This is a genomic window from Bacteroides sp. B1-V-101 (assembly GCF_023656585.1).
In the GTDB taxonomy this organism is placed as follows: domain Bacteria; phylum Bacteroidota; class Bacteroidia; order Bacteroidales; family Bacteroidaceae; genus Bacteroides; species Bacteroides thetaiotaomicron.
Window position 1 is genome coordinate 1 of the sequence record NZ_JAMOKH010000046.1, and the last position, 24,139, is coordinate 24,139.

Annotated in this window: 21 protein-coding genes; 4 read left to right on the forward strand and 17 right to left on the reverse strand. The window is 42.1% G+C overall.

Going from position 1 to position 24,139, the window contains the following annotated elements; genetic code table 11:
* Window positions 1–98: 98 nt before the first annotated feature.
* The 5 genes from NBH01_RS22730 to NBH01_RS22750 all read right to left on the reverse strand — a co-directional run bounded on the left by NBH01_RS22730 (window position 99) and on the right by NBH01_RS22750 (window position 5,432).
* Window positions 99–1,040: a hypothetical protein gene (locus NBH01_RS22730; protein WP_250700321.1), complete on the reverse strand. Its 942-nt coding sequence runs from the start codon at window positions 1,038–1,040 to the stop codon at window positions 99–101.
* A 34-nt stretch (window positions 1,041–1,074) separates the two neighbouring features.
* Window positions 1,075–2,097 carry a DsbA family protein gene (locus NBH01_RS22735; RefSeq protein WP_048696306.1) on the reverse strand — a complete coding sequence of 341 codons (1,023 nt, stop codon included), beginning with the start codon at window positions 2,095–2,097 and terminating at the stop codon, window positions 1,075–1,077.
* 7 nt (window positions 2,098–2,104) lie between these two features.
* Window positions 2,105–2,479 carry a DUF3244 domain-containing protein gene (locus NBH01_RS22740; RefSeq protein ID WP_048696304.1) on the reverse strand — a complete coding sequence of 125 codons (375 nt, stop codon included), beginning with the start codon at window positions 2,477–2,479 and terminating at the stop codon, window positions 2,105–2,107.
* Between the two features lie 160 nt (window positions 2,480–2,639).
* Window positions 2,640–4,310, reverse strand: coding sequence for a tetratricopeptide repeat protein (locus NBH01_RS22745; RefSeq protein WP_048696303.1), 1,671 nt, complete (start codon window positions 4,308–4,310; stop codon window positions 2,640–2,642).
* A 102-nt stretch (window positions 4,311–4,412) separates the two neighbouring features.
* A complete protein-coding gene (locus tag NBH01_RS22750; protein WP_048696301.1) occupies window positions 4,413–5,432 on the reverse strand; it encodes a LacI family DNA-binding transcriptional regulator in 1,020 nt (339 codons plus the stop codon).
* Window positions 5,433–5,611: 179 nt separating this feature from the next.
* Between NBH01_RS22750 and NBH01_RS22755 the strand changes: the two genes are divergently transcribed.
* The 4 genes from NBH01_RS22755 to NBH01_RS22770 are packed head-to-tail and all read left to right on the forward strand — an operon-like array spanning window position 5,612 to window position 9,821.
* Complete coding sequence (locus tag NBH01_RS22755) at window positions 5,612–6,544, forward strand: aldo/keto reductase (RefSeq protein WP_008762562.1); 933 nt, start codon at window positions 5,612–5,614, stop codon at window positions 6,542–6,544.
* A gap of 15 nt (window positions 6,545–6,559) precedes the next feature.
* A complete protein-coding gene (locus NBH01_RS22760) occupies window positions 6,560–7,483 on the forward strand; it encodes an amidohydrolase family protein (protein ID WP_195439389.1) in 924 nt (307 codons plus the stop codon).
* Between the two features lie 41 nt (window positions 7,484–7,524).
* Window positions 7,525–8,781 (forward strand): L-fucose:H+ symporter permease, encoded by a 1,257-nt coding sequence (fucP, locus tag NBH01_RS22765; RefSeq protein WP_048696297.1) that lies wholly within the window; start codon window positions 7,525–7,527, stop codon window positions 8,779–8,781.
* 23 nt (window positions 8,782–8,804) lie between these two features.
* Window positions 8,805–9,821 carry a zinc-binding alcohol dehydrogenase family protein gene (locus NBH01_RS22770; protein ID WP_048696296.1) on the forward strand — a complete coding sequence of 339 codons (1,017 nt, stop codon included), beginning with the start codon at window positions 8,805–8,807 and terminating at the stop codon, window positions 9,819–9,821.
* A 151-nt stretch (window positions 9,822–9,972) separates the two neighbouring features.
* Here NBH01_RS22770 and NBH01_RS22775 read toward each other — a convergent pair whose 3' ends face one another.
* The 12 genes from NBH01_RS22775 to NBH01_RS22830 all read right to left on the reverse strand — a co-directional run bounded on the left by NBH01_RS22775 (window position 9,973) and on the right by NBH01_RS22830 (window position 24,092).
* Window positions 9,973–10,824 (reverse strand): ATPase, encoded by an 852-nt coding sequence (locus NBH01_RS22775; RefSeq protein WP_196070747.1) that lies wholly within the window; start codon window positions 10,822–10,824, stop codon window positions 9,973–9,975.
* Complete coding sequence (locus NBH01_RS22780) at window positions 10,821–11,939, reverse strand: acyltransferase family protein (RefSeq protein ID WP_008762566.1); 1,119 nt, start codon at window positions 11,937–11,939, stop codon at window positions 10,821–10,823. Before NBH01_RS22780 ends, NBH01_RS22775 begins: the two co-directional genes overlap by 4 nt.
* A gap of 42 nt (window positions 11,940–11,981) precedes the next feature.
* Window positions 11,982–13,289, reverse strand: coding sequence for an AmpG family muropeptide MFS transporter (locus tag NBH01_RS22785; RefSeq protein WP_008762567.1), 1,308 nt, complete (start codon window positions 13,287–13,289; stop codon window positions 11,982–11,984).
* Window positions 13,290–13,306: 17 nt separating this feature from the next.
* On the reverse strand, window positions 13,307–14,686 hold the full coding sequence (locus NBH01_RS22790; RefSeq protein WP_225679935.1) for a SpoIID/LytB domain-containing protein: 1,380 nt from the start codon (window positions 14,684–14,686) through the stop codon (window positions 13,307–13,309).
* A 10-nt stretch (window positions 14,687–14,696) separates the two neighbouring features.
* Window positions 14,697–17,141, reverse strand: coding sequence for a DUF4922 domain-containing protein (locus NBH01_RS22795; RefSeq protein WP_072066876.1), 2,445 nt, complete (start codon window positions 17,139–17,141; stop codon window positions 14,697–14,699).
* Between the two features lies 1 nt (window position 17,142).
* Window positions 17,143–18,630: a sodium:solute symporter gene (locus tag NBH01_RS22800; protein WP_234140560.1), complete on the reverse strand. Its 1,488-nt coding sequence runs from the start codon at window positions 18,628–18,630 to the stop codon at window positions 17,143–17,145.
* A gap of 99 nt (window positions 18,631–18,729) precedes the next feature.
* A complete protein-coding gene (locus tag NBH01_RS22805; RefSeq protein WP_008767084.1) occupies window positions 18,730–19,995 on the reverse strand; it encodes a lamin tail domain-containing protein in 1,266 nt (421 codons plus the stop codon).
* 256 nt (window positions 19,996–20,251) lie between these two features.
* A complete protein-coding gene (locus NBH01_RS22810) occupies window positions 20,252–21,286 on the reverse strand; it encodes a DUF4857 domain-containing protein (protein WP_008767083.1) in 1,035 nt (344 codons plus the stop codon).
* 43 nt (window positions 21,287–21,329) lie between these two features.
* Entirely contained in the window at window positions 21,330–21,998 is a 669-nt protein-coding gene (locus NBH01_RS22815; protein ID WP_016269740.1) for a hypothetical protein, read from the reverse strand.
* Window positions 21,999–22,041: 43 nt separating this feature from the next.
* Window positions 22,042–22,929, reverse strand: a complete 888-nt coding sequence (locus tag NBH01_RS22820; protein WP_113747879.1) for an ABC transporter ATP-binding protein — start codon at window positions 22,927–22,929, stop codon at window positions 22,042–22,044.
* A 22-nt stretch (window positions 22,930–22,951) separates the two neighbouring features.
* The gene (locus NBH01_RS22825) at window positions 22,952–23,518 is read right to left on the reverse strand and encodes a PepSY-associated TM helix domain-containing protein (RefSeq protein ID WP_234140563.1); all 567 of its coding nucleotides are present in this window, start codon (window positions 23,516–23,518) and stop codon (window positions 22,952–22,954) included.
* Window positions 23,505–24,092 carry a hypothetical protein gene (locus NBH01_RS22830; RefSeq protein ID WP_250700322.1) on the reverse strand — a complete coding sequence of 196 codons (588 nt, stop codon included), beginning with the start codon at window positions 24,090–24,092 and terminating at the stop codon, window positions 23,505–23,507. The genes NBH01_RS22825 and NBH01_RS22830 overlap by 14 nt, the downstream gene beginning before the upstream one ends.
* Between the last annotated feature and the right edge of the window lie 47 nt (window positions 24,093–24,139).

The window sequence follows — 24,139 nt, forward strand, 5'->3', positions numbered from 1 at the left end:
GGCTTTTTGCGGATTTTTTGTGTTCTTTGAGTTTGTTTTGGACTGTGAGGCAGTGTGGGAACTGTTTTTTTAATCTCTGACCTTAAAGTTTTGAGAGTTTAAAGAACGGAAGTATAAGGAGTTGTGTTATTGCCTGTCGTAATGCCCCTAAATGTTTCACCGTTTAAATTACGACTAGATATTTGTGGAACAAGAGGTCCTGTTGGACCATTCTTGATAGCTCTATATGTCCACAAGATAGCTTCATTTCCGTTCTTTCCATTTTCGTCGTCTATGTATATGCTGTTTATTGCATTAGGAATAGGTGTTGAACTAGCTTTTCTTAAAACTCCATGTTGAAAGCCTAATTTTTGTGCAGGCTTGTCACTAAATCTCCAGTAAAGAGTTGTATTATGCCCGAAATTAGATAAACCAGTGGATACTAAACCTCCGTTATCCTCTAAGCTGTTTTTATTTTTATGATCCTCATTGTCATGATATCTCTTTACAAGATCTACATCACCTTCATTGATATTCCATACATAATCATATAAAATCAGAGTACCTCCACCATAATTACCTGGATCTACTAAGCAAAATCTAAATCTTACATTTCCATCAACGGTTGTAGAACCAACATTGCCGGTTGCATGTGTATCTCCTCCATCTTCACAGTCCATTCGGTATACAAATTCTCGATTACCACTGCAAGTACCATACTTAAATACTCCAACTTTGGGGGCATTTCCGCCATAAGCTCTTGTGTCAGTTCGTGTTTTACTGTCATAAGCTAAGATTAGTTTGTTTAATGAATCTTGGATAGCCTTGATTAATTCGGGTTCCGCGCATGTTTCTTCTTGTGTAGTAGGAGTTAATTCATCTTTCTCTTTGTTTAACTCATCAAAAGAATATCCTTTTAATGTTAATTCGTAATCAGCAACTACACTTTCTAGTTCGTCAGATAATTGTGTGTTTTCACTTGCACTCATCGCTCTTTCTTCTTCATTTAGAGAACAAGAAGCTAATAAAATGCTGAAACAAAAAAAAGTAACTTTTTTCATAATACAGTTTTTAATAAATGTGGATAAATAAAAATTATTTTGATAGTTCTTCGTCAATAAGATGACAAATCTCTCGTTTTGAGTTGGAATTAACAATCAAACGTCCATTTACGATAATTGTTGGGGTTGCATAAACACCGAGTAGTACTAATTGATTTATCGATTTTTCAATTAATTTTTTCCCTGCATCATCTTCAATATCTTTCTTGAATTTGTTAATATCCATGGATGTACTATGTGCTATATTATATACAGTTATTGAATCTATGTATCCTTTATGCGTGTATAATGAGTCATGGAATTCCCAAAACTTATTTTGTCTATTGGCTGCTTCACTTGCTATTTGGGCAAAAGTTGGTGTTGCCGAATAGTGGATATAGCCAAATTTGACTTTTTCTTTGTATTTTTGATATATTGTTTCATATAGATTGTGAGCATTAATACAAGATTCGCAATCAAAATCAGATATAATGATAATAGATACTTTTGATTGAAGATTTCCTCTATAATAAGTGTGCAGATTGCTTAAATCAATGGATGGACTTTTAGGAGGATAAATATATTGCACTATTCTTTTATTTTGTTTTAAAGAATCCAGCAAATTATCTATAATAAATCCTTTCAAGCGATATAATCCTGATATCTTTCCAGTGGGAGAGTTTGTGGCTACATTATACATATTAGCATCACGAAATTCTATAATTGATTTCAGATTATAACGTTTTGAAAGAGAATCTATTCCCAATCGCTGGATTTGATTATCTGTATAATTATCAATATATTGCTGATAAGATAGTTGTTTTTTATCAGCCTCTTTCTGTAGTAACTTAACGTTTATTAATTGCTCAACTGCCTTCTTCTTTATTTCATAAATTTTGTTTAGTTCGTCAAAGAGTTCTTGTTTAATGATCGTATTTAATTCATCAGTATAAAGTACTTCTTCTCCTAATTCTGCAATTATCTCTCTGTCATTATGTGATGATTTTTTTCTAGAGTTGCATGAAGGACAAAGTAATGCAAACAGTATGATAAATATAGAATATTTGGTACGTTTCATAACTTTATTATTCTATGGAAATTACTCCTACAGCTACCCATAAAGGAGAGGATACTTTAAGAGTATATTCTGTAGTTTTGTAGTGTTTATCTAAGTTGATGAATTTGATTTTCTCGAAAGATGTTGTTTTTTCATAGTAAACTGTTTCACCGGTAGTTGAATTAATTATGAGTATTGTTACATCATTGCTAGGATGTTCGAATTCTATTTCTAATAATGAGTTATTTACATAGGCTTGTACAGGAGATGGTAAATTTGCAGAGCGGTGCTCTATCTTTACTCTGACCTTCATCTTGATTTGTTTTCTTGTATCTAATGGCATTGCAAAGATAAGATTTGAACAAATAACCATAAGAGAGAATAAAAGTAGATTTCGTTTCATATTGATTTTATGTTATTGGTTTGTTGCAAAATTACGATGTTTGCGTATGCGGAACAATAACATGAAATAACAATATGAAAGATAATCGATCTTGATAATCAGGGTGTTGCGTTTTTGATATAACAAAAATGAGATAATGATAACACTTTCTTTTGCAGGACTATCTTTTATCGTTTTTAAGATCAAATATTACAGAGAAAGTTTGATTGGATAGTTGCTTTCTTATGCGATACTTTCTTTGGTTGAGCGCATATTGACTTTCAACCCTCATACATTTTTTGATAGTATCATTAGAAAGTTGAAGATAATTAAGTATACAGTAATAGAGATCTTCCTGCGTTAGATTTGGATATTGGTTAAGAAGCTCCTGCATTGCTTCCGTGAAAACTTCATTTATTTCTTGATAAATTAATGAAATATCTTCTTGGGATACTCCTTTTTCTCTTTTTATTTTAGATGTTTCAATTAATTGTATTTTCTTATAGGATGTGGTGGTTTTGAATAGACGTACACATGTTTGAAGGCTTTGATGCCATAATTCAAATCTTTTATTTACTATATCTATGTACTTTTGTTCGTTAATTTTGTTAGTGTGTGATATTGTTTTAATTTCTTCTTTTAATACAGCTTTTTCTGTTTGGTTTTTCATAAGAAGTTGCTGTAGATATATGTATTTTATTTTATTGCGGTTGCTGATGTACATTAGTATAAATATGGCAAAGGATATTGTCAATAATATGCAAATGATTAATACTGCTTTATCTTTTTGGTACTGACTTTCTACGCGCTGTTCATACATTTCTGTAGAGTGTTTTTTTATGAGACTATTAATCTCTGTATGATGAACCATCTTTTGTATAGAATCATAATAAACTAATGCTGTATCATTGTATAAAATAGCTTGCTCATATTTTTTTCTTTTTTTATCTATTTCGTATAATGTTTGGTAGATAGATGCTTTTGCATAGATATCTGCATTGATTTTAGCTTTGGATAAATAACAAATAGCAGAGTCTGTTTCTTCCAAATTGCGTAAAATAATCCCTTTCCAAAAGTAAATGGAAGAAAAACTTGTATTATAAGGTGCATATTTTAATGCATGTTCTATATTCTTTTTTGCTTCTATATGCATTCCTAAATTATCATAAACTTTTGCTATATCACATAATATGGCAGTCTGCCATATGGAATCATTGATAGATTGTGCTATGGCTAAGGATGTTTGATAATAAGTTAGTGCGCTGTCTTCATCGTCTTGTATTGCATAAATGTTACCTAAGCCTCGCGTCGCATGAAGAATACCATATTTATCTTTTAATAGTTCAGCAGTAGAATAAGATTCTTTATATGTTTTTATTGCCTGAATATAAAATTCTTGATTTTCGTAGCACATCGCTAAATTATTGTAAACCTGTAATATAAAGGTTTTATCAGTCGGGGTAGATTTCAGAACTGTTAAATACGCCTCTGTTGCTTTTACATATTCTTCATTATCTTGGTATACCCTTCCAAGATAAAAATATGATTTAGCTTTTAAATTGTTGTTATCTTTATTTTTATAGTAGTCGATTGCTATCGATATTATAGAGTCATTTTGATGTTGAATGTAATTTTTATCTAAAGCTTGTGTTAAGAGCAATGCATACATTGCTTTAGCTGATTTACTGGGTATTTCTTGAATAGAAAAACTTCTTAATAAGTTTAAAGCACTATCAGGTTTACTAAGCATTAATGAATCTGCTAATTGGAGTTGAGGGATAATATCAGATTTATGACATGCATTTAATGTAATGAATAGTACTATTAAAAAGATTGTGTAGTTTGATTTCATAAAGTGTTTGTTTCTACAAAAATAACTATTTCTAAATGAAATATAGTTAATTAGGAGGATAAAAAATCAACGGTAAAAAGTAAATGATATAAAATACAGGACTTATTTTTCTTTTATGCTGCTCTCCCTTATCTGCAAATGTGTCGGAATCACCACTTGCTTGACCGTCCTGTCTCCCTTAATCTGATCAATCAGCAGTTGACAGGCTGTTTCCCCCATCTTATAAGTCTGATGCGATACGGCAGATAGCTTGGGTTCCACATAATTGGCGTGCTGCTCATCCGTGTATCCGATGATGGCGATATCGTCGGGAATACGAAGTCCGTGCCTTTTGATTACTTCCATAGCGGCAAAAGCCAATGTGTCATTCATGGCAAGGATGGCATCGGGAGGCTGGGGGAGAGATAATAATGTTTCCGTAGCAATCTGTCCTTCCTCATAATCAATTTTCCGGCAGACAACTAATTCCTTTTCAATCGGAATCCGATTATCGCGCAAGGCTTCCAGATAACCGTGCTTCCTTCTTTTTACAATATCCAGATGATTGGCACCGCCGATAAAAGCTACCCGTTTACTTCCATTGTCCAGCAGATGCTGGGTAGCCATTTGTGCGGATTGTGCTCCGTCTGCTATTACTGACGAGAATTGATCGGTCAGGCAAACACGGTCGAACAGAATCAGCGGCATATTGATCTCTTTCAATGCGGCAAAATGAGAAAAGTCAGTTGTTTCCTGAGACAGGCAGGCGATAATCCCCTCTACCCGCATATTGACCAGATTCTCTATATTCCTTTTTTCATGCTCGAAAGACTCGTGCGATGTCGTGATAATGACGAAATATCCGTTATCGATCGCCATGTTCTCTATCCCGTTCAGAATGGAGGCAAAGAAATGAGTGACAATATCCGGAACGATCACTCCGATGATGCGCGGCGCATTCTTTCGCAGACTCATAGCGAAAGGATTGGGACGATAATTCATCTCTTTGGCCAGCTTCTTGGCTTTGGCGCAAAGTTCACGGCTGATTTCCGGGCTGTCTTTCAGTGCTCGGGATACAGTAGGGATGGATACGCCTAATGCTTGGGCGAGGTCTTTGAGTGAAGTATGTTTCCGGTTTTCCATCTGAAGGTCTCCAACTTAGATTTATCTGCAAAGAAAGCATATTCCCTGATAAATCTCCGCATTTAAAGAAAGATTTTTTACGTAAACCGTTACGTAGCTTTTTCGCCCCTCTCTTGTCCGTTGAGAAGGGTTCACCCCTTACTTTTGTCGCATACAAAATAATTTAAAACCCTATACGTATGCAATACCATGAAATCGGAAAGACAGGGATGAAAGTATCGTCTCTCAGCTTCGGAGCTTCCTCTCTGGGAGGAGTTTTCCATGATTTAAAAGAAAAAGAAGGCATTCAGGCTGTGTTTACAGCCATCGAAGCCGGAATGAACTTTATCGATGTTTCCCCTTATTACGGACATTATAAGGCAGAGACTGTTCTAGGCAAAGCGCTGAAGGATATTCCTCGCGACCGTTATTATCTTTCTACGAAAGTCGGACGCTATGGCAAAGACGGAGTCAATACATGGGACTACTCGGCAAAGCGTGCGACGGAGAGTGTATATGAAAGTATGGAACGTCTGAATATTGACTTCATTGATTTGATCAATGTGCATGATATTGAGTTTGCCGACCTGAATCAGGTGGTTAATGAGACATTGCCTGCTTTGGTCGAACTGCGTGAGAAAGGAGTGGTAGGACATGTTGGAATCACTGATTTGCAGCTCGAAAACTTGAAATGGGTGATAGACCGTTCGCCAAGCGGTACCATTGAATCTGTTCTTAGCTTCTGTCACTATTGCCTGTGTGATGATAAATTGGCTGACTTCCTTGACTATTTCGAATCGAAAGAAATCGGTGTCATCAATGCTTCTCCTCTCTCGATGGGCTTGCTGAGCGAACGTGGTGTTCCGGTCTGGCATCCGGCTCCCAAACCATTGGTAGATGCCTGTCGCAAAGCGATGGAGCATTGTAAAGCAAAGAATTATCCGATAGAAAAGCTCGCTATGCAATTCTCGGTGAGTAATCCAAAGATTGCGACTACCCTGTTCAGCACCACTAATCCGGAGAATGTGAAGAAAAATATCGGCTTTATTGAAGAACCGGTCGATTGGGAACTCGTGCGTGAAGTGCGGGAAATTATCGGAGAACAGCAGCGTGTAAGTTGGGCAAACTCTTAAAAAACGATCGATTCTATGGATTATACGATTATTGATGCGCATGCCCATCTGTGGCTTCGCCAAGATACGGTGGTCGATGGTTTTCCTATCCGTACTTTAGAGAACGGACGCTCCCTGTTTATGGGGGAGATTCGGCAGATGGTTCCTCCTTTTATGATTGACGGGGTGAATAGTGCGGAAGTTTTTCTGTCCAATATGGATTATGCCCAAGTCTCGGCTGCGGTTATTACACAAGAATTTATAGACGGCATTCAGAACGATTATCTGATGGAGGTTGTTTCACGCTATCCGGACCGTTTCTTTGTTTGCGGAATGTGTGAGTTTCGCAAGCCGGGCTATCTGGAACAGGCGAAAAAACTGATCGGGAAGGGATTTAAAGCGATTAAGATTCCTGCCCAGCGCTTACTTCTGAAAGAGGGACGGGTAATGTTGAACTGTCCTGAAATGATGCAGATGTTCCGGTGGATGGAAGAGCGGGGAGTGATCTTGTCAGTCGACTTGGCAGAGGGGGCGATACAGGTTCCGGAGATGGAAGAGATTATTCAGGAATGTCCTCGATTGAAGATTGCTGTCGGACATTTCGGGATGGTTACTCTTCCGGATTGGAAAGAGCAGATTAAGTTGGCACGTCATCCGAATGTGATGATTGAGTCCGGTGGTATCACATGGCTGTTCAATGACGAGTTTTATCCGTTTAAAGGTGCCATAAAGGCTATTCGTGAAGCCGCAGAGCTGGTTGGTATGGAGAAACTGATGTGGGGCTCGGACTATCCGCGCACGATAACAGCCATTACTTATAAGATGTCTTATGACTTTGTGGTGAAATCCCCGGAATTGTCGGAAGCGGAGAAAACGTTATTCCTGGGCGGGAATGCGCGGAAATTCTACGGGTTTGCAGAACTTCCGGAACTCCCATACATTAAAAATATGTCGGAATAGAAAGGAAACAGCCACTATACCGCTAAACAATCACTGTACACATGAAAAAGAATACATATACCATTCCTCTCGCACTGGTTTTCAGCCTTTTCTTCTTGTGGGCGATCAGCAGCAATCTGCTTCCCACAATGATCCGGCAGTTGATGAAAACCTGTGAACTGAACACCTTCGAGGCCTCTTTTACGGAGACCGCTTATTGGCTGGCTTACTTTATTTTCCCTATCCCGATAGCTATGTTCATGAAGCGTTATAGCTATAAGGCGGGAATCATCTTCGGGCTGTTGCTGGCAGCTGTCGGCGGATTGCTGTTCTTTCCTGCTGCCATGCTGAAAGAATATTGGGCTTATCTCTGCATCTTCTTCATTATCGCTACCGGAATGTGTTTTCTGGAGACAGCCGCCAATCCTTATGTCACCGTGCTGGGAGCTCCCGAAACGGCTCCGCGCCGATTGAATCTGGCGCAATCCTTCAATGGACTAGGCGCTTTTATCGCAGCGATGTTTCTGAGCAAGCTGATTCTAAGCGGTACCCATTATACACGCGAGACGCTTCCTGTTGATTATCCGGGAGGCTGGCAGGCTTATATACAACTGGAAACGGATGCGATGAAACTTCCTTATCTGATATTGGCTCTGTTGCTTCTTGCGATAGCGGTCGTATTTGTTTTCTCAAAATTGCCGAAGATTGGAGATGAAGGAGCGGAACCTGCATCCGGAAAGAAAGAAAAACTGATTGATTTCGATGTGCTGAAACGCTCGCATTTACGTTGGGGAGTCATCGCGCAGTTCTTTTATAATGGTGGGCAAACAGCTATCAACAGTCTGTTTCTCGTTTACTGCTGCACCTATGCCGGTTTGCCGGAAGATACGGCTACCACTTTCTTTGGACTGTACATGCTGGCCTTCTTGCTAGGGCGCTGGATTGGTACGGGATTGATGGTCAAGTTCCGTCCGCAGGATATGTTGCTGGTGTATGCTTTGATGAATATCCTTTTGTGTGGTGTCGTGATGCTATGGGGAGGAATGATCGGACTGTATGCGATGCTCGCCATCTCTTTCTTTATGTCTATCATGTATCCTACACAGTTCTCTTTGGCACTGAAAGGACTCGGAAATCAGACAAAGAGCGGTTCGGCCTTTTTGGTAATGGCAATTGTCGGTAATGCCTGTCTTCCTCAGTTGACAGCGTACTTCATGCACGTTAATGAACATATTTATTATGTCGCTTATGGCATACCGATGATTTGTTTTGCGTTTTGTGCCTATTACGGTTGGAAGGGCTATAAAGTAATTGATTAATAAATTTATCTCAAACAAATAAAATGAAAGCAGTTCAAATTGTCAACCCCTCCGAAATGAAGGTGGTTGAACTGGAAAAGCCGGCCGTCGGTGTCGGTGAAGTATTGGTAAGAATCAAGTATGTCGGCTTCTGTGGCTCCGATTTAAACACTTTTCTGGGGCGTAACCCGATGGTGAAACTCCCTGTAATACCGGGGCATGAAGTAGGAGCAGTGATTGAAGAGATCGGTCCGGATGTTCCGGCTGGCTTTGAGAAAGGGATGAATGTAACATTGAACCCATATACCAATTGTGGTAAATGTGCTTCGTGCCGTAACGGGCGTGTCAATGCCTGCGAGCATAATGAGACATTAGGCGTACAACGGAATGGAGTGATGTGCGAATACGCCGTGCTTCCTTGGACGAAGATTATCCCGGCAGGTAATATCTCATCCCGTGACTGTGCTCTGATTGAGCCGATGAGTGTAGGATTTCATGCTGTTTCCCGTGCTCAGGTCATCGATAATGAGTATGTGATGGTGATTGGCTGTGGTATGATTGGGATTGGCGCTATTGTACGTGCTGCCTTGAGAGGAGCGACGGTGATTGCGGTCGATCTGGATGATGAAAAACTGGTACTGGCCAAAAGAGTGGGAGCGTCTTACGCAGTAAACTCTAAAACAGAGAATGTACATGAGCGGATACAGGAAATCACCGCAGGGTTTGGAGCTGATGTCGTGATTGAAGCTGTCGGCAGTCCTGTGACTTATGTAATGGCTGTGGATGAAGTTGGCTTTACCGGTCGTGTGGTTTGTATTGGCTACGCCAAAAAAGAAGTCGCTTTTCAGACCAAGTATTTCGTCCAGAAAGAACTGGATATTCGTGGTTCCAGAAATGCATTGCCTGCTGATTTCCGTGCGGTAATCAACTATATGAAAGAAGGTAAGTGTCCGGTAGAAGAACTGATCTCAAAGATTGCAAAACCGGAAGATGCTTTGGAGGCAATGAAAGAATGGGCAGCTGATCCGGGAAAGGTATTCCGTATCTTGGTAGAGATGTAGATCATTTGTTTTACAGAGGCAATCGTTAATTCTATCCATTCTTTACATAACGGTTAGCGTTAAAAGTTTAAAGTATAATTAAAACTCTTGCGGATATGCCGGAGAGTTTTAATTATACTTTTAGTCTTTAGGATGTTCTTCTTCTATTATATTAAGGATGGAATGATAATTGGCTATGATATTGAATCAATCCTTCCATCGGACTTTGGAGAATCTTACCTATCTGAATACCTGTTTGTCGGGCAGCATCCTGTAGAATCTCTTTGTAACAGTAGGCTATCGATCCGATGAAGTGTACCGGATATTGCTTGTAATCATACTGCATCACATTCCTGCGAAAGAAAGCTATAAAGCTGTTCAGAACTAATTGGCGGATAGCCGGTTCTTCCAAATGCTGTGCGATAAAAGGAGAGAGACTGGCCAAAAAACGATTGGGAAAGGGCTGGCGATAAACCCGGTCGATGATTTCGGGAGGCGTCAGATCGAACTGCTTCAGAAACTCTTCTTTCAAGGTGGCAGGAAGTTGATTTTTCAGAATATCTCCTACCAGCAGTTTTCCAAGTACGGCACCGCTACCTTCATCTCCCAAAATAAATCCGAGAGGAGAGATGTTACTGACGATCTCTTTTCCATTGTAAAAACAAGAATTGGACCCCGTCCCCAAAATACAGGCGATACCAGCCTTCTGGCCACATAGCCCGTGGGCGGCAGCCAGCATATCCGAATTAGCTTTAATATTCCCGATAACGGGCAGACTGTCTGCAATAGCCCGTCGGAGGACGGGAGCTTTCTCGGGTGTACAACCTGCTCCGTAGAAGTAAACTGCATTGAATTTCCCTTCCGGCAGTTGAGGCAGAAGGGAAGCTGTCAGCTTCTGTTGGATTTCTTCTTCCGACTGGAAGAAAGGGTTGATCCCTTTCGTTCCAAGTCGCTTGATAACTGCGCCGTTCAGTACGACACACCAGTCTGTTTTGGTAGAACCACTGTCTGCAATGAGTATCATATCTTAATGTATATTTTCTTTTTATATAGAATGTAGCCTATTGCCCAGTTGAGAAGGACAAAAAGCAGGGCAAATACAAGCGAGCCTCCTTTATCTCCGAAGACAGGTTGTAGGAGTGCGCTGTAAATATAGCCATGTAAAGAAGTCGCTTCACCTTGGTAGGTCATAGGAATGACTGCCAGCGTAATCGCCAGAATATCTGCCAATACATAAATAAATAGCGGATTTACTCCAAACGATTCGAAGAAACGGCTCCAGTTTTTATAACCTTTAATGTCAATGATCCATACGAGTAATGCCAGAAAACTGGAACCCAGACCGCAGGTTACGAGTACGAAGGAAGGAGACCATACTTTCTTGCAGATAGGAGAGCCATAACTCAGTAAGAAACCTGCGAAAGTAAGGATGGTACCTATCAGGAACAAACGTTCCAGCTTCTCATGAATATCTTTCACTTCCATCAATAGCTTTCCGGCACAGAAGCCGATTAGGACGTGGGCGATGGCTGAAATAGTACTAAGCAGTCCTTCCGGATCAAGTATCTGACCGCCATAGATATGAGCTTGTCCTAATACTGCACGGTCGACGATGGAAAGAATATTTGTTTCGTCGTAGACATATCCATTGCCGAGGGCAAGGATTGCAAAATAGCTGATGAGAAGTACAGCAATTAAATAAGGTATATATTTATGCTTCATGAGTAAAGCGACTATGGCAGTAACTCCATATCCCAAAGCAAGCCGTTGCATGACTCCGAGAATGCGAATCTGGTCGATAGGGAAGGGATCGTGCTGGAAGCAGAGAATGGAAAGCCAGCTGATGCCAATTCCAATCAGGAAAATGATCACGGTCCGTTTGAGAATTTTTAAACCCGCGGGAACACTGAAGGTGAAATTGTACTTTCTCAAAGAGATGTACGTGGAGATTCCCATAATGAACATAAAGAATGGGAATACCAGATCGGTAGGAGTTAATCCAATCCACTCGGCATGTTTGAGGGGAGCATACGCATGTTGCCAGGAACCGGGCGTATTTACTAAGATCATACCTGCGATGGTGATGCCCCGCATCACATCGAGTGCCAATAGGCGTTTGTTACTTGTTGTTACATTCATGACTGTTACTTTTTAATGTGTTAAGTTATAAGTAATTCAATTTTATCTCTTTTTTCCGAAGGAACTGTCCAGTCGATTGCGGATCATCCATGAAGCAAGGATGCCGGGAATGGTGCATACGCATACCCAGATAAAGAAGTTGGTGTATCCGAGATGTTCCTGTATCCATCCTGCCGGCATTCCCGGAAGCATCATGCCAAGTGCCATAAAACCTGTTCCAATGGCATAATGAGCTGTTTTGTGTTCACCATCTGCAATATAAATCAGATAAAGCATATAAGCAGTGAAGCCGAAGCCGTATCCCAACTGTTCGATGGCTACACAAATGGAGATTAACAGGAGGTTGTCCGGAGTAGCTGCTGCCATCCAGACATATAAAAGGTCGGGGAGGTTGATGGCCAGCGCCATGGGAATGATCCATTTCTTAAAACCGTCACGGGAAACGAGGAAACCGCTGATGATGCCGCCTATCAGTAGGGCGGCGACGCCGATGGTGCCATAAATGACTCCGACGGATGCGGTTGATAATCCCAATCCGCCTTGTTCGGCACCATCCAATAAGAATGGAGAGGCTATTTTAGCAAGTTGGGATTCTCCCAACCGATAGGTGAGCAGGAAGAAAAACATAAGTCCCAGGTTTTTCTTCTCAAAGAAAGTGACGAATGTCTTAAAGAAATCTTCCAGTAACTTACCCGGTGTTAACCCTGGTCTTTTGACATCTGAAGCAGGGTGGGGGAGAATAAAGCGATGGTATAGTGTCAGTCCGAGGAATAATCCTGCCATCAGATAGAAAGTGATGCTCCAGGCCATTGGAACATTGCCATGCGATGTTTCCAACCAGCCTGCCAACATAACCAGGATTCCCTGCCCGAAGATATTGGCGAAACGATAGCAAGTGTTTCTGATGCCTACGAAGAAGGATTGTTCTTTGTTGTTGAGGCCAAGCATATAAAAGCCGTCAGCCGCAATGTCATGCGTGGCAGAACTGAATGCCATCAGCCAAAAGAATGCCAGAGTGAGTTGCACATAGTGTGGAGTCGGGATAAAAAAGGCAATACCGGCGAAACCGGCAGCAATCAAACCCTGCATGGCAATAATCCAGGAACGCTTTGTCTTGACCAGATCTACGAAAGGACTCCATAATGGTTTGATCGTCCAAGGCAGATATAACCAGGAAGTATAGAGCGCTATTTCTGTATTCGACAATCCCAGGCGCTTGTACATGATAACGGCAATCGTCATCACAGCCACATAAGGCAGTCCTTCCGCAAAATAAAGAGTCGGAATCCAGCTCCACGGATTTCGATTGTTTCTTGGTATTATGTTCTTGGCATTTCTTGTTGATATCATGGCATTAGTCTCAGATGTTATTCATATTGTTTTTCAAGTCTGCTTCCGGGATAATAGTGAGCTAAAATATCTTTGTAATAATAACCTCGCTCTCCCATTACTGCCGCACCGATCTGACAAAGTCCTACTCCGTGTCCCCAACCGGCTCCGGTCAGTGTAAAGCGGGTTGGAACATTTCCCTCTTCTCCTTTTTCCTTATCCACAAGGAATGCTGAACTATAAAGATGGGAAGGCGACAATGTACGTCGGATCTCTAATTCTTTTCCGATGGTCAGTGTCCGTAAAGTACCTACTATCTTTAATCGTATCAGGCGTCCGGAAGTTCCTCGCTCTACAGGGATTAAGTCTATGATTTCCCCGAAATCAATTCCCGAACGTTGATGGATTAACTCAGCTAGTTCCTGTTGGCTATAACTGATTTTCCAACGGTAGAAATCAGTCGTTTCCTGATCGTAGTTATTAAGAACCTGACTCAGAATCTTTTTATCCTGCGTATTACAAAAAGCATCCGGAGAAGTTCGTATCCATCGGTCCGCTTCTTCTTCCTGCGTCAGATCGGGAAGCTGTATTGCCGGACCTGTTATTTGTTTCTCCGAATCAGAAGCATGGGATTCCGGTATGTAATCCCGTTTACCGGTCAGATAAGGATGCCTCACATTCTCCCAACAATTCTGAAACTCTTCCATTGCACCGCCACAACATTTGGAGAATCGTGCATCGCAAATCTTTCCTTCATACATCAGCACCTTTCCACGGGTAGCTGAAACAGCTTCGATAGCTTGTGGAGTAGAAGCACGGGTAATTCCCTGATAGCGCTGGCAATGATCATCCGCACAAACATCAAAATGCGTATGCGCTTCATGATCATACCATTTGATAAGTTGAGAGTGGAGAGTGAAAAGTGGAGAGTTGGCTGCGCTGTCCGGCTGTATAGTAGCTTTCCATTTTTCATTCTCCACTCTCAATTTATTGATCAGCCAGCTTCTGGAAATGACTGCATGCGCTTTCAGTAGTTCCAAAGAGGCGGTGGCACTCATTTCTGATGAGATGACACTTGTCAGGTAATCTTCTATAGAGATTACATTGATGGCGGTCAGTGTCTCTCCTTCGACAATGATTTTCAAAGCTCCCTGGAAGCGTTGTACTTCTTTGCGTTCCCAATGAAAATTGATGCCGATGGTGACATCCTTTAGCTCAAAGAAGATCCCGGCATTTGGCTGAGGGTAGAATATCAATTCATCGTATTCTTTCCCTGACCAGTATATCTTTTCTTTTTGATAAACAGCCTTTTGTGCCCCTGAAACCTTTGTGCCGTCAGGAGTAGTGAAGCTTTCGGGAAAAGAAAATTCAATTTCTTTTCCCGAAAGGATACCGACTGTAATCTGAGGTTCTTCCATTTCTTCTTTACTAGGATGTTTGATCGGTGAGTGCTTTTAACTGTTCCTGTGACAAACTGACCTCCTTGTAAATCTGAGTGATTTTTTTAGCTGTTATCTTATCCAAATCTTCTTCTCTTACAATGGGGAATACGCCACACATCTCCGCAATAGCCGGGCTTATCAATAAGCCTTTTTTCCCTTGGGCATAATAACATTCCGGCCGATGTTTAGAACGTAGGAAAATAATACAGTTCCACTGTTTTATTTCATCGCCTCCAGTGCGGTTTACTGTTTCGAGTCCATACCAGGCAATCACATTGATTAAAGGTTCTTTGTCATGATAAATAGAAACTATCTTATCGTAAAGATACTCAAACATTTCAATGATCCCTCTTCTGTTTGGAGATGAAATGCCAATGCTCGTGGTGAACCCGTTTTCTAGATGACTATGTACGCTATCTTCAGAACTAAGCATGTCCGATATGAAAGTCATCCCAAAAGGATTGGCAATCTTTTCCTCTTTTCCTGCTGCCTGAAAGTGCATATGGTCAGGGGCGGAAGCTCCGCATTCCGGTCCGTTATATAAGATGAGGAACTCGTTCATGTTTTCGGCAAGGAAAAGCATATCCTCAAAACGGTTTTTGATGGTTTGCGGGGTATGTTCCTCTTCAATTATAGTCAGATGCCGGCGGAAAATCGGATAGGGATTGAGGCATATCTCATAATGTCCGAGTGACAAAGACGTTTGTTCTGCCGGGCGATTGTCATTGCACAGAAAACAAGGTCTTTCTTGTATGGACTGAGAGTCGGTCTGGGCCATTGTAGAGATTGCCCGTTGTGGATTTGGGAAGAATCTGACTCTCTTGGTGTCCCCTCCTAGTTTGAGTTCCAGCGTCTTTTCTTTTTTAAGATTCTGTTCTAATTCCTTATAATTCTTTTTTGCCAGCTTCCAGTCTTTTTTCTGTTTTTCTATCATCTCGTTGACGAGACGCTGAAAACTTTCATCGATGCTGTGCATCCGGATTCTTGCCTGTAACTCCCAGGTTCGGATACTGTCTTTGTAGAAATTGTTCCGGTTAATTTTTTCGATATCTAATGCTGCGTCAGAGTTGCCTTCCCAACGGCGGCAAAGATAGATTACATCATAAATACGACCGATCGTATATTCACGAGAAATACTCAGACCTATGGCATAATCTTCTCCATAACTGGTATTGGGGAATTTGATCTTGCGAAGGATGGGAGTGTAGAAGGCCCGTGGGGCACCCAACCCATTGATACGTAAAGCATTGTTGGGACCGTCCTCTACTGTCCACTCTTTATGGTCAATGACACCGGGAGCTATCTCGTTCATCTGAAAATCCGTCATTAGGTAAGTCCCTATCACCATTGCACAGTTCTGCTGATAGAAGGTATCGACGATTTTCTGTAAGGTATGCTCATCCTTATACAGGTCATCGCTATCCAGTTGCACGGCAAATTTACCGCATTTCTCATGGTGTACTCCTACATTCCAGCAACCTCCTATACCGAGATCATTCTCCTGGGGAATGATATGTATTAGTCTATTGTCCGCACTAAATTTCTGGAGGGCTTCGGTGGTACCGTCCGTTGAGTGATTGTCGATCACAATCACATTAAAGGGAAAAGTCGTTTGCTGGCTCAAAGCAGAATTTACGGCGTCACGAATGGTCCGGATACGATTACGGACAGGTATGATGACAGATGCTTCAAACTCAAAAGCTTCTCTGTCCAGGTTTACTGTTCGGGAAGAAGGTCTTACATAGGCATTGATTTCTTTCAGATGCTTGATACAAACTTTCTCCATTTCGATCTGTACTTCCCGATTTTTAGGATTTACGTAGTCGAATTGTTTTTCTCCGCTTTTCCGGGTATCTGTTTCTATTTCTGTGTAAAGGAACTCATTGATATGGATGATTTGAAATAGATTACCTAGCATCAGACGCATTTCATAAAATGCAGCATATTGGAAAACTGTTTCCTCCAGAATACTTGAAGCAAGGGTGAAAATTTCGGAATTGAATAAAAGCACCGAACCGAAATCAAAATCATCCCGGAGGCTTCCTTGTTGATAATCAATAACGGGAGTTTGTTTGAGAACTCCGTCAACCAGTTGGTAATGATCTGCGTATACCATTGCATTTTCTGAGGAACTCTGTATAATCTGTGTCATGCGTTCCAGTGCGTACAATCCTAGTTTTAGCGGGGTCTGTTTCGTGTAAAGCAAAAGATAGCTGGCATCATCTGCGTTGTCAGCAATTGTTTTAATCGTACTTGTAGAGTAGAGACCGTTAATGAGGAGACATTCACACCCCGGTAAGCACTCTTTGTTGGTATCAGCGCTTAGCAGGTAGATTTTGTTCACTAATTCTGAAGCTTGCAATTCTTTTACAGTTTGTATCGTATCTTTCGGATTGCCAAAAGGTATGAAGCAATTGATTTTCTTTTTCATTTTAATGTTTTTTTATTAAAGAGCTGTTGATAGGGGCGGCTGACGATTTCCTTTTGATGAGCAGGCAAAGCCCCAGAAAAGTAAACGCGGCATTCAATATCAGTAACTCGTAGCTAATTTGATATCCATCGAACCAGGCTTCCGAATTTCTTTGCAATACGTAGCAAAGTGCAGGAGAAAGAATGGCTACTAACGGAATATATGGATCATAAACTTGTTTTTTAGTAAAAATGCCGAAAGCGAATAGTCCGAGAATTGGACCATACGTATAGCTGGCCAGCGTATAAATCGCATCAATCACACTTGTATTATTCAGCAAATTGAATACGAAGATGACGATTCCCATCACGAACGTCATCCCGATGTGCACGTGTTTCCGTATTTTGCAGAGTGCCGCTTCGTCTTTCTTGTGCGCATTCAGAATATCTACGGTGAAAGAAGTCGTCAGGGCTGTCAAGGCCGATCCGGCAGCGGAGTACGCCGAAGCTATCAATCCGATAATGAACAGGATACCGACTATTCCCGGAAAGTAATTGCCTGTGGCGATCATTGGGAACAATTCATCGCTCTTGCCGGGATTCTCGATTCCCTGTCGGGCGGTGAAAGTATAGAGCAATACACCCAGCATCAGGAAGAGCAGGATCACGAAGAACTGTGAAATCCCGCTTGTAATCATATTCTTCTGTGAGTCACGGAAGTTCTTGCAACTGAGATTCCGTTGCATCATATCCTGATCCAGCCCGTTCATGGCGATAACGGTAAAGACGCCTGCCAGGAATTGCTTGAAGAAATATCGCTTGTCGTTGACATCGTCAAAAAAGAACATTTTGGAGAGATCGCTGTCTGAAATCGTTGAGACCAATCCGCTGAAATTCAGATGCAGGCTGGAAGCTATATAGTAGATACAAAGTACAACGGAGACTACCAGACAGAATGTTTTCAGTACATCAGTCCATATCAATGATTTCACTCCTCCCCGGAAAGTATAGAGCCAGACAATGAGTACTGTCAGTATGACATTGATTATAAAGGGAATATGGAAAGGCTCGAAGATGAGTAATTGCAAGGTCAGACATACTAAAAAGAGCCGCACGGCAGCTCCGAGCATTTTGGAAATAAAGAAAAACCAGGCTCCTGTCTTATAGGAAGAAGCTCCGAAGCGATTTTCAAGATATTCATAGATAGAAACCAGATTCATCCGGTAGAAAAGCGGAACGAGTATGAATGCGATAATGAACTGTCCGACGATAAATCCCAGTACCATCTGCAGGTAGGAGAAGCCGCTGGCTTGTACCATACCCGGTACGGATACAAACGTAACTCCGGAGATAGTGGAACCAATCATGGCAAAGGCGACAATATACCATGCCGATTTGCGGTTGCCGACGAAGAAGCCTTCGTTATCTGCTTTATGTCCTGCTATATAGGAGATAGCGAAAAGGATCATAAAGTATGCTATGATAGTAATAGATAAGATAATTGGACTCATATCTGTTGCTTAAAATTCGTTCGCGGGTGAATATATTCAAATATGCTTTTCCTACAAATTGTACAAATGTAGGGAATTTATCAAATAAATGCATCCTTCTTATGAGTTTTTTATTCCGGGTGTGCCACCTGTATCATTTCTCGATGAGTGCCAGTTTTTGTTGAGAGAGGGAAGTTCAGGAGATATCTTCTCTAATGAAATGCCTGTAGTGACTGAAGTGTCGTGCATCCAGTCTATGAAACGGCAGGTATCAATTGTGCGGGGATGTTCTTCATCAGTTGCCAAGGCAAGGTAACCTCCGTCGTTGCTCAGTTGCGGAAATTTGGATATTTCGGTTATACTTTTGCCGTCAACCTTATGCTTTCTGATCAGTGTAGTTGCGGAGTGAGTAAAACAAATATATCCTTTGCCGGGAATAACAAGGTTTGTATTTTCATCTTCCTGTTTGAGTATTGTGGTACTGAATATTTCTCCCGTTGCTCTCATTTTAAACAGACGCAGAGACTTTACAGTGATATCCTGATCAGCAGGATTATAGAATTCGATGTATTCGGCACCGTCTTTGGCATTGTCATACATCACTTCGTTGAATAGTAACATATTTCTCACATTGTCAGGATATTCCGGCGATTCCGGTGTGTCAGGCTTGTCCGGTTCATCCGGAACGTCCGGTATGTCGTCCGGTTCAGTACTTGTTATTACATCATCAGACAACTGTATATGATGGAAAGTGAAACCGTCACAGCGGCTTTTTGTATAAACGCAGTATATGCCGCAGCAGATTGACTTTGTGATACTTGCGTCTTTTATTTGTTTCTCCTTCGTATATTCGGTTTCCGTTTCCATGCGTGTCCAGAAAGTCCAGTAGCCGTTGGCGTCGCATTCTACTTTGATAAATAATTTCGGAGAATTATTTCCTTTCATGAGTTCTCTTCCCGAAGCCAATAATTTGGATTGATTCCCATTTTGCCGGTAAAGTGCTACATTGTCTTTTGTTCCTCCTATCTGAATGTAATAGCCGTTCAGATCTCCGGAAAGTATTTCCGATGAAGAGGCTAAATAGAAACGGGCGTAATTATTGGCGGAAGGATTAAAGGTGAGCCGTACCCCGAATTCCCATCGGGTGCTTCTTACAGAAGAAGAGGGGATCGTGATATATGCTGTTCCTGCATCTTCCTGCGGATCATTCAAGTGTACGCCTTCTTTGGTATTAATCGTGAATTTCTCGGTTTCTCCTGTCCAGGGAAGTTCTGATGTTGAACTGTCCGGTTCAAGGCTCTCTTTTTCATCCTCAGGCGGAAGCGCACAACTGTATAATAATATAATGAGGAAACTCAGAAATGTACATGCCTTGCAAATTTTCATACGGCTTTAAATTAGTGTTGTTATCTACCGTATTTGTTTGTGTTCAACGCAGAGGCAATTGCGGATCGGATAATGTTCATGCTTGCAAAGGTACAGTTTCTTGTTGAATAAATGCGAAAGGTTCTTTATTGTTTTCTGTGAATGTTAGAAATAAAAGATACGGATTATACGGATTAACACGATAGCTTTATGCTTTCACAACGCTAAAACCGTGTTAATCTGTGTAATCCGTGCCTAAAAGTTATTATTCCTGTTATTACTCAAAGCGCGGCATCACATACTTGTCCGTATAAGAAGTGAAACTGATGCCGGGCATATAATGAGTATTCGAATTATTTTCCAGCTTCTTTATCAGTGAATAATCATCCGCGTTCAAAGCATAGTAATTATCGGAAGACGGACTCGTCACCCGTACCGTCCAGTCGAACATATTTCCAATGATGGTCAGCGCGTCCGTTTCGGGATTGAATGCAGGAACTCCTGTTTTCACCACATCATACGTGCGGCTTTTCAGCACATATAAAGCATTGTTGATATCTGTCAGGAAAGCAAGCGTCTTTTTATTTCTGAATTCCGTCAGATAAAGGTGCTCTAATGTTAATCCTTCCGGCAAAGTGATAGCACGAACGTAGGGACGCCCTTTCACCTGTTTCAGATGGAACAGACGACGGTCGGCATCCAACAGAAGGTATCCTTCGTCATACTCCTTCTTCACCGTCGGGTTTCCTGCGATCTCAATGGCCGGAAAGCGGAAATTCTTCTTGGTCATAGCTTCTGTAAACAAGAGGCTTTTTTCTGCATTCACGCTATTGGAAGCCATATCGATAAACTCAATGCCTTGCGAAGTAATGCGGAAAACATCATCCGGCATCTTCAGGTCTACACGCCCGGACATCGACTCCAACAGAGGATAAAGACCGATGGAAGGAGCGTTGATATCCGTAGGTACGCTGCGGAAATTGAAATTCTCCGTCTGCACGATCTTCGGAGTGACAGCTATCCCGTTAATCGTATCCGGAAAACGTTCGTCGGACATCAACTGGCGGAAATAAAACATAGGCAGAATACTGTCGAAAGCAGCTTCGGAATAAATGTTTCCGGCAGCGTCGCGACGTACGGTTCCTTTTCCCTCTTCCTGTCCCATCAAGGCGAAATCGCCGATCACGAAACTATATAGAGTGAAAGGAGTCTTCTCCGGCTTTACGACAAAGAAGTTGTAACACCAAGGCAACTGCCAGAGAAGCAGGAAGGCGATGGTGACATATAATAGTAGGGTACTGAAACGTTTCATCTTTATTTAATTCTTCATTTTTAGTTCTTCATTCTTCATTATCCTAGTCCTGCTTTCCCGCTTTGAACCGTACGATGGAGAGCCAGGAGAAAGACGCGGTCAGCAACGTATAGACCAGCAGATACGGGAGGAATTTGTTATAAGCTTCCGGCGTGGGCGACAGGAAGAAGATTCGCAGTAACAATACGGTGATAATGAGATTGATGATTCTGCGTTTCCATGCCGGTTCGAGGCAGATCCATGCGATGAGCAGGTAGCCGGAAATACCGGCAAGATACCACGTGAGGGCGGTCAGCAGTATATGATTCTTCAGTTCGTGAGCCAGTACTCCGCTCAGATAGACCTCCATCAGAAGGAAGTTGGAAGCGAAGCAGACAAGCAACAGTACCAAACCGGAGAACAACATATTGCCGGTCATTTTCAGTTCGGGATAGGGCAGGTGCAAAGTCAGTTTCAGACATTTGCGCTGCATCTCGGGAACAAACTGCACGATGGCCATCAGCACTCCGGCAATCAGGGGGATGTATTGTAACATATCGATGAATATGGCATCCCGCTGCATCATGACTTCCCATACATGCGCGGCGCCTTTCATTTCTATCACCCGGTTGATGCGAAGCATACAGTAGCCTGTAAAACCGAGTGTAGTGACTACGGCAAGCAGAAAATACCACCGTGTCTTGATCCATTCTTTATAAAATATAGCGTACATGAGACTTCTAATTTACTTTTTAATCTTTAATTATTTTATTGAATCAGTATTTGCCGGTCAGACCGATGAAGGCATCTTCCAGATTCACATGTTCGCTATGCAGGTCCGTATAGGGTACTGACATGGATTTCAGTTTTGCTTCCGCCTCTGTGAGGGGGAGGAAGGAGAATGTTTCCAGTGTATTCCGCATCACGGAAGGATGATAGAAATCATCGGATGCGGGCAGTTCGTAACCTTCGGGAACAGTACAGGTATAGCGGCGTCCTTCTTTCAGTAATTCGTCAATTGGCTTCTGAATCAGTATCTTTCCGTAGTCCATTATGATACAGTCGTCTACCAGTCGTTCCATATCCTGAATGATATGCGAAGTCAGAAAGACAGTCTTGCCTTCGGAACGTGCATAATCGCGGAGATAGTCTACAAACAGGCGGCGATAACCGGGGTCGAGACCGAGGGAGAAGTCGTCTAATACAAGAAGCTCGGGATTCTGTGCCAGAATCAGTCCGAGTGCTACTTGTGAACGTTGTCCGCAAGACATACGGGAGATGCGCTGTCCGGTAGCTACTTTCAGTTTGTTCATCAGTTCATAATAAGCCTCTTTTTTCCATTGATTGGGGTAAAAGGCTGCGTAGAACTTCTCAATCTGGGTGATGCTCATGAATTGATACTGTACGTGCCCTTCTATCAGCAGCCCGATGTTGCGGCGCAATGCCGGAGCCATCGTCTGTATCTCTTGTCCGAAGATACGGCATTCTCCGGAACGTGGTTTCAGATATCCGCTCAGGATGTTGATGGTCGTGGTCTTGCCCGTACCATTCTTGCCCAGTAGTCCGAGGATGCGGCCTTTGGGGACTGTGAAACTAAGATTTTCGTAAATCAACCGTTTGCCGTAGTAGTGCGTCAGGTTGTTACATTCTATGATTTGTTCCATTTTATTTTATCAGTTATTCTGTTCAAAAGAAGAGAAGAAAAAGGATGGGAATCACGATTCCGACAATCATTTCTATTCCTCCTCTGCCGATAATACCTTTGCTGCCTTTCAGCATGATGACTCCGGAAAGGGTGATGATGATGAGGCCGACTGCGAAAATATCCGCAAAGTAAGTCCACCATTGTCCGGGGTTGTAGTGCAGGCGTGCCATTGCTCCGATGAGCGGGCGGCGGGTGACAGATTCGTAGACTGCCTCTCCCGTACGGACGTTTACCTGCAAGTTGGACCCGCCTTTCAAGAACACTTTCATGATGTCCGCTTTCGGGAAATAGTGCTTGGTATAGTTACCTTCCTCTCCCAATGGTTGCAGCAGAGTCAGTACATTTTCCCTTTTCATTCCCTCTTTGCCCGGCAGTTTTTCGGCAATCTTATATTCTTTCCGTTCGATGGAGAAGTTCGGGTTGATGGTGTCACGGTGATTCATCACAATGCCGGAAATGGCATAAATCAAGACCATTCCGGCAAAGAAAAAGGATAAATCACGGTGTATCAGCCTACTCCATTTACGGATGCTGCTACTCCACTTCATACGAATTAGCTTCCATGAAATAGAAAGACAGATACTCTTTGCCGCTGCTTGCTTTTCGGTCGGCTATCTTCGCGCGGAAGTCGGCGATACGGGCTTCGGGCGTGTTGGCTGTCTCGCCGCGTGCTTTCTTCTCTGTGTCACAGCCGGCTTCACCGGTTCCGTGTTTTTCGGCAGCTTGCGCTTTGAGTTGTGCTTCCCAGTTTTGGAGGTAGGCTTCGTCAATGCGTTGTTCTTTCAGTGTTCCGGTGACGCGGACGATGGAGTTCACACATTTCGGGTCGAATGCTCCCAAGGTGCCGGCTTCTACGCGGATCACTTGTGTGTCGTCACTGCCCATCAGGAAGATTTTCTTGGCGCCATGCTTGCAGGTATGTGTGCAAATGCCTTCGATGGTTACTTCTTTTCCTGCAAGGTTTTCTGCATTTGCAAGAAGAGAGTCAATTTCTAAAGCAGACGAAGTGGTCTGTTCTGTTGTTGTGTCCGAGGAACTTTTCTGCTGTTTGTTTCCACAAGAGGTTCCGATAACGGCAACCGCCAGTAGAGCGATTGCGATGCTTAGCTTTTTTGTTTTCATTGTTACTTTTTGTTTTTATGTAGTTTATATTCTTTTTTATGAACTTG

Bases quoted from the DNA above. Each gene is read 5' to 3' on its own strand.
- NBH01_RS22800 (WP_234140560.1), bottom strand. From the start codon at position 18,630: ATGAGTCCAATTATCTTATCTATTACTATCATAGCATACTTTATGATC.
- NBH01_RS22730 (WP_250700321.1), bottom strand. From the start codon at position 1,040: ATGAAAAAAGTTACTTTTTTTTGTTTCAGCATTTTATTAGCTTCTTGT.
- NBH01_RS22755 (WP_008762562.1), top strand. From the start codon at position 5,612: ATGCAATACCATGAAATCGGAAAGACAGGGATGAAAGTATCGTCTCTC.
- fucP (WP_048696297.1), top strand. From the start codon at position 7,525: ATGAAAAAGAATACATATACCATTCCTCTCGCACTGGTTTTCAGCCTT.
- NBH01_RS22770 (WP_048696296.1), top strand. From the start codon at position 8,805: ATGAAAGCAGTTCAAATTGTCAACCCCTCCGAAATGAAGGTGGTTGAA.
- NBH01_RS22790 (WP_225679935.1), bottom strand. From the start codon at position 14,686: ATGGAAGAACCTCAGATTACAGTCGGTATCCTTTCGGGAAAAGAAATT.
- NBH01_RS22825 (WP_234140563.1), bottom strand. From the start codon at position 23,518: ATGAAGTGGAGTAGCAGCATCCGTAAATGGAGTAGGCTGATACACCGT.
- NBH01_RS22820 (WP_113747879.1), bottom strand. From the start codon at position 22,929: ATGGAACAAATCATAGAATGTAACAACCTGACGCACTACTACGGCAAA.
- NBH01_RS22775 (WP_196070747.1), bottom strand. From the start codon at position 10,824: ATGATACTCATTGCAGACAGTGGTTCTACCAAAACAGACTGGTGTGTC.
- NBH01_RS22740 (WP_048696304.1), bottom strand. From the start codon at position 2,479: ATGAAACGAAATCTACTTTTATTCTCTCTTATGGTTATTTGTTCAAAT.
- NBH01_RS22815 (WP_016269740.1), bottom strand. From the start codon at position 21,998: ATGTACGCTATATTTTATAAAGAATGGATCAAGACACGGTGGTATTTT.
- NBH01_RS22750 (WP_048696301.1), bottom strand. From the start codon at position 5,432: ATGGAAAACCGGAAACATACTTCACTCAAAGACCTCGCCCAAGCATTA.
- NBH01_RS22735 (WP_048696306.1), bottom strand. From the start codon at position 2,097: ATGAAACGTACCAAATATTCTATATTTATCATACTGTTTGCATTACTT.
- NBH01_RS22830 (WP_250700322.1), bottom strand. From the start codon at position 24,092: ATGAAAACAAAAAAGCTAAGCATCGCAATCGCTCTACTGGCGGTTGCC.
- NBH01_RS22780 (WP_008762566.1), bottom strand. From the start codon at position 11,939: ATGAATGTAACAACAAGTAACAAACGCCTATTGGCACTCGATGTGATG.
- NBH01_RS22795 (WP_072066876.1), bottom strand. From the start codon at position 17,141: ATGAAAAAGAAAATCAATTGCTTCATACCTTTTGGCAATCCGAAAGAT.
- NBH01_RS22785 (WP_008762567.1), bottom strand. From the start codon at position 13,289: ATGATATCAACAAGAAATGCCAAGAACATAATACCAAGAAACAATCGA.
- NBH01_RS22805 (WP_008767084.1), bottom strand. From the start codon at position 19,995: ATGAAAATTTGCAAGGCATGTACATTTCTGAGTTTCCTCATTATATTA.
- NBH01_RS22760 (WP_195439389.1), top strand. From the start codon at position 6,560: ATGGATTATACGATTATTGATGCGCATGCCCATCTGTGGCTTCGCCAA.
- NBH01_RS22745 (WP_048696303.1), bottom strand. From the start codon at position 4,310: ATGAAATCAAACTACACAATCTTTTTAATAGTACTATTCATTACATTA.
- NBH01_RS22810 (WP_008767083.1), bottom strand. From the start codon at position 21,286: ATGAAACGTTTCAGTACCCTACTATTATATGTCACCATCGCCTTCCTG.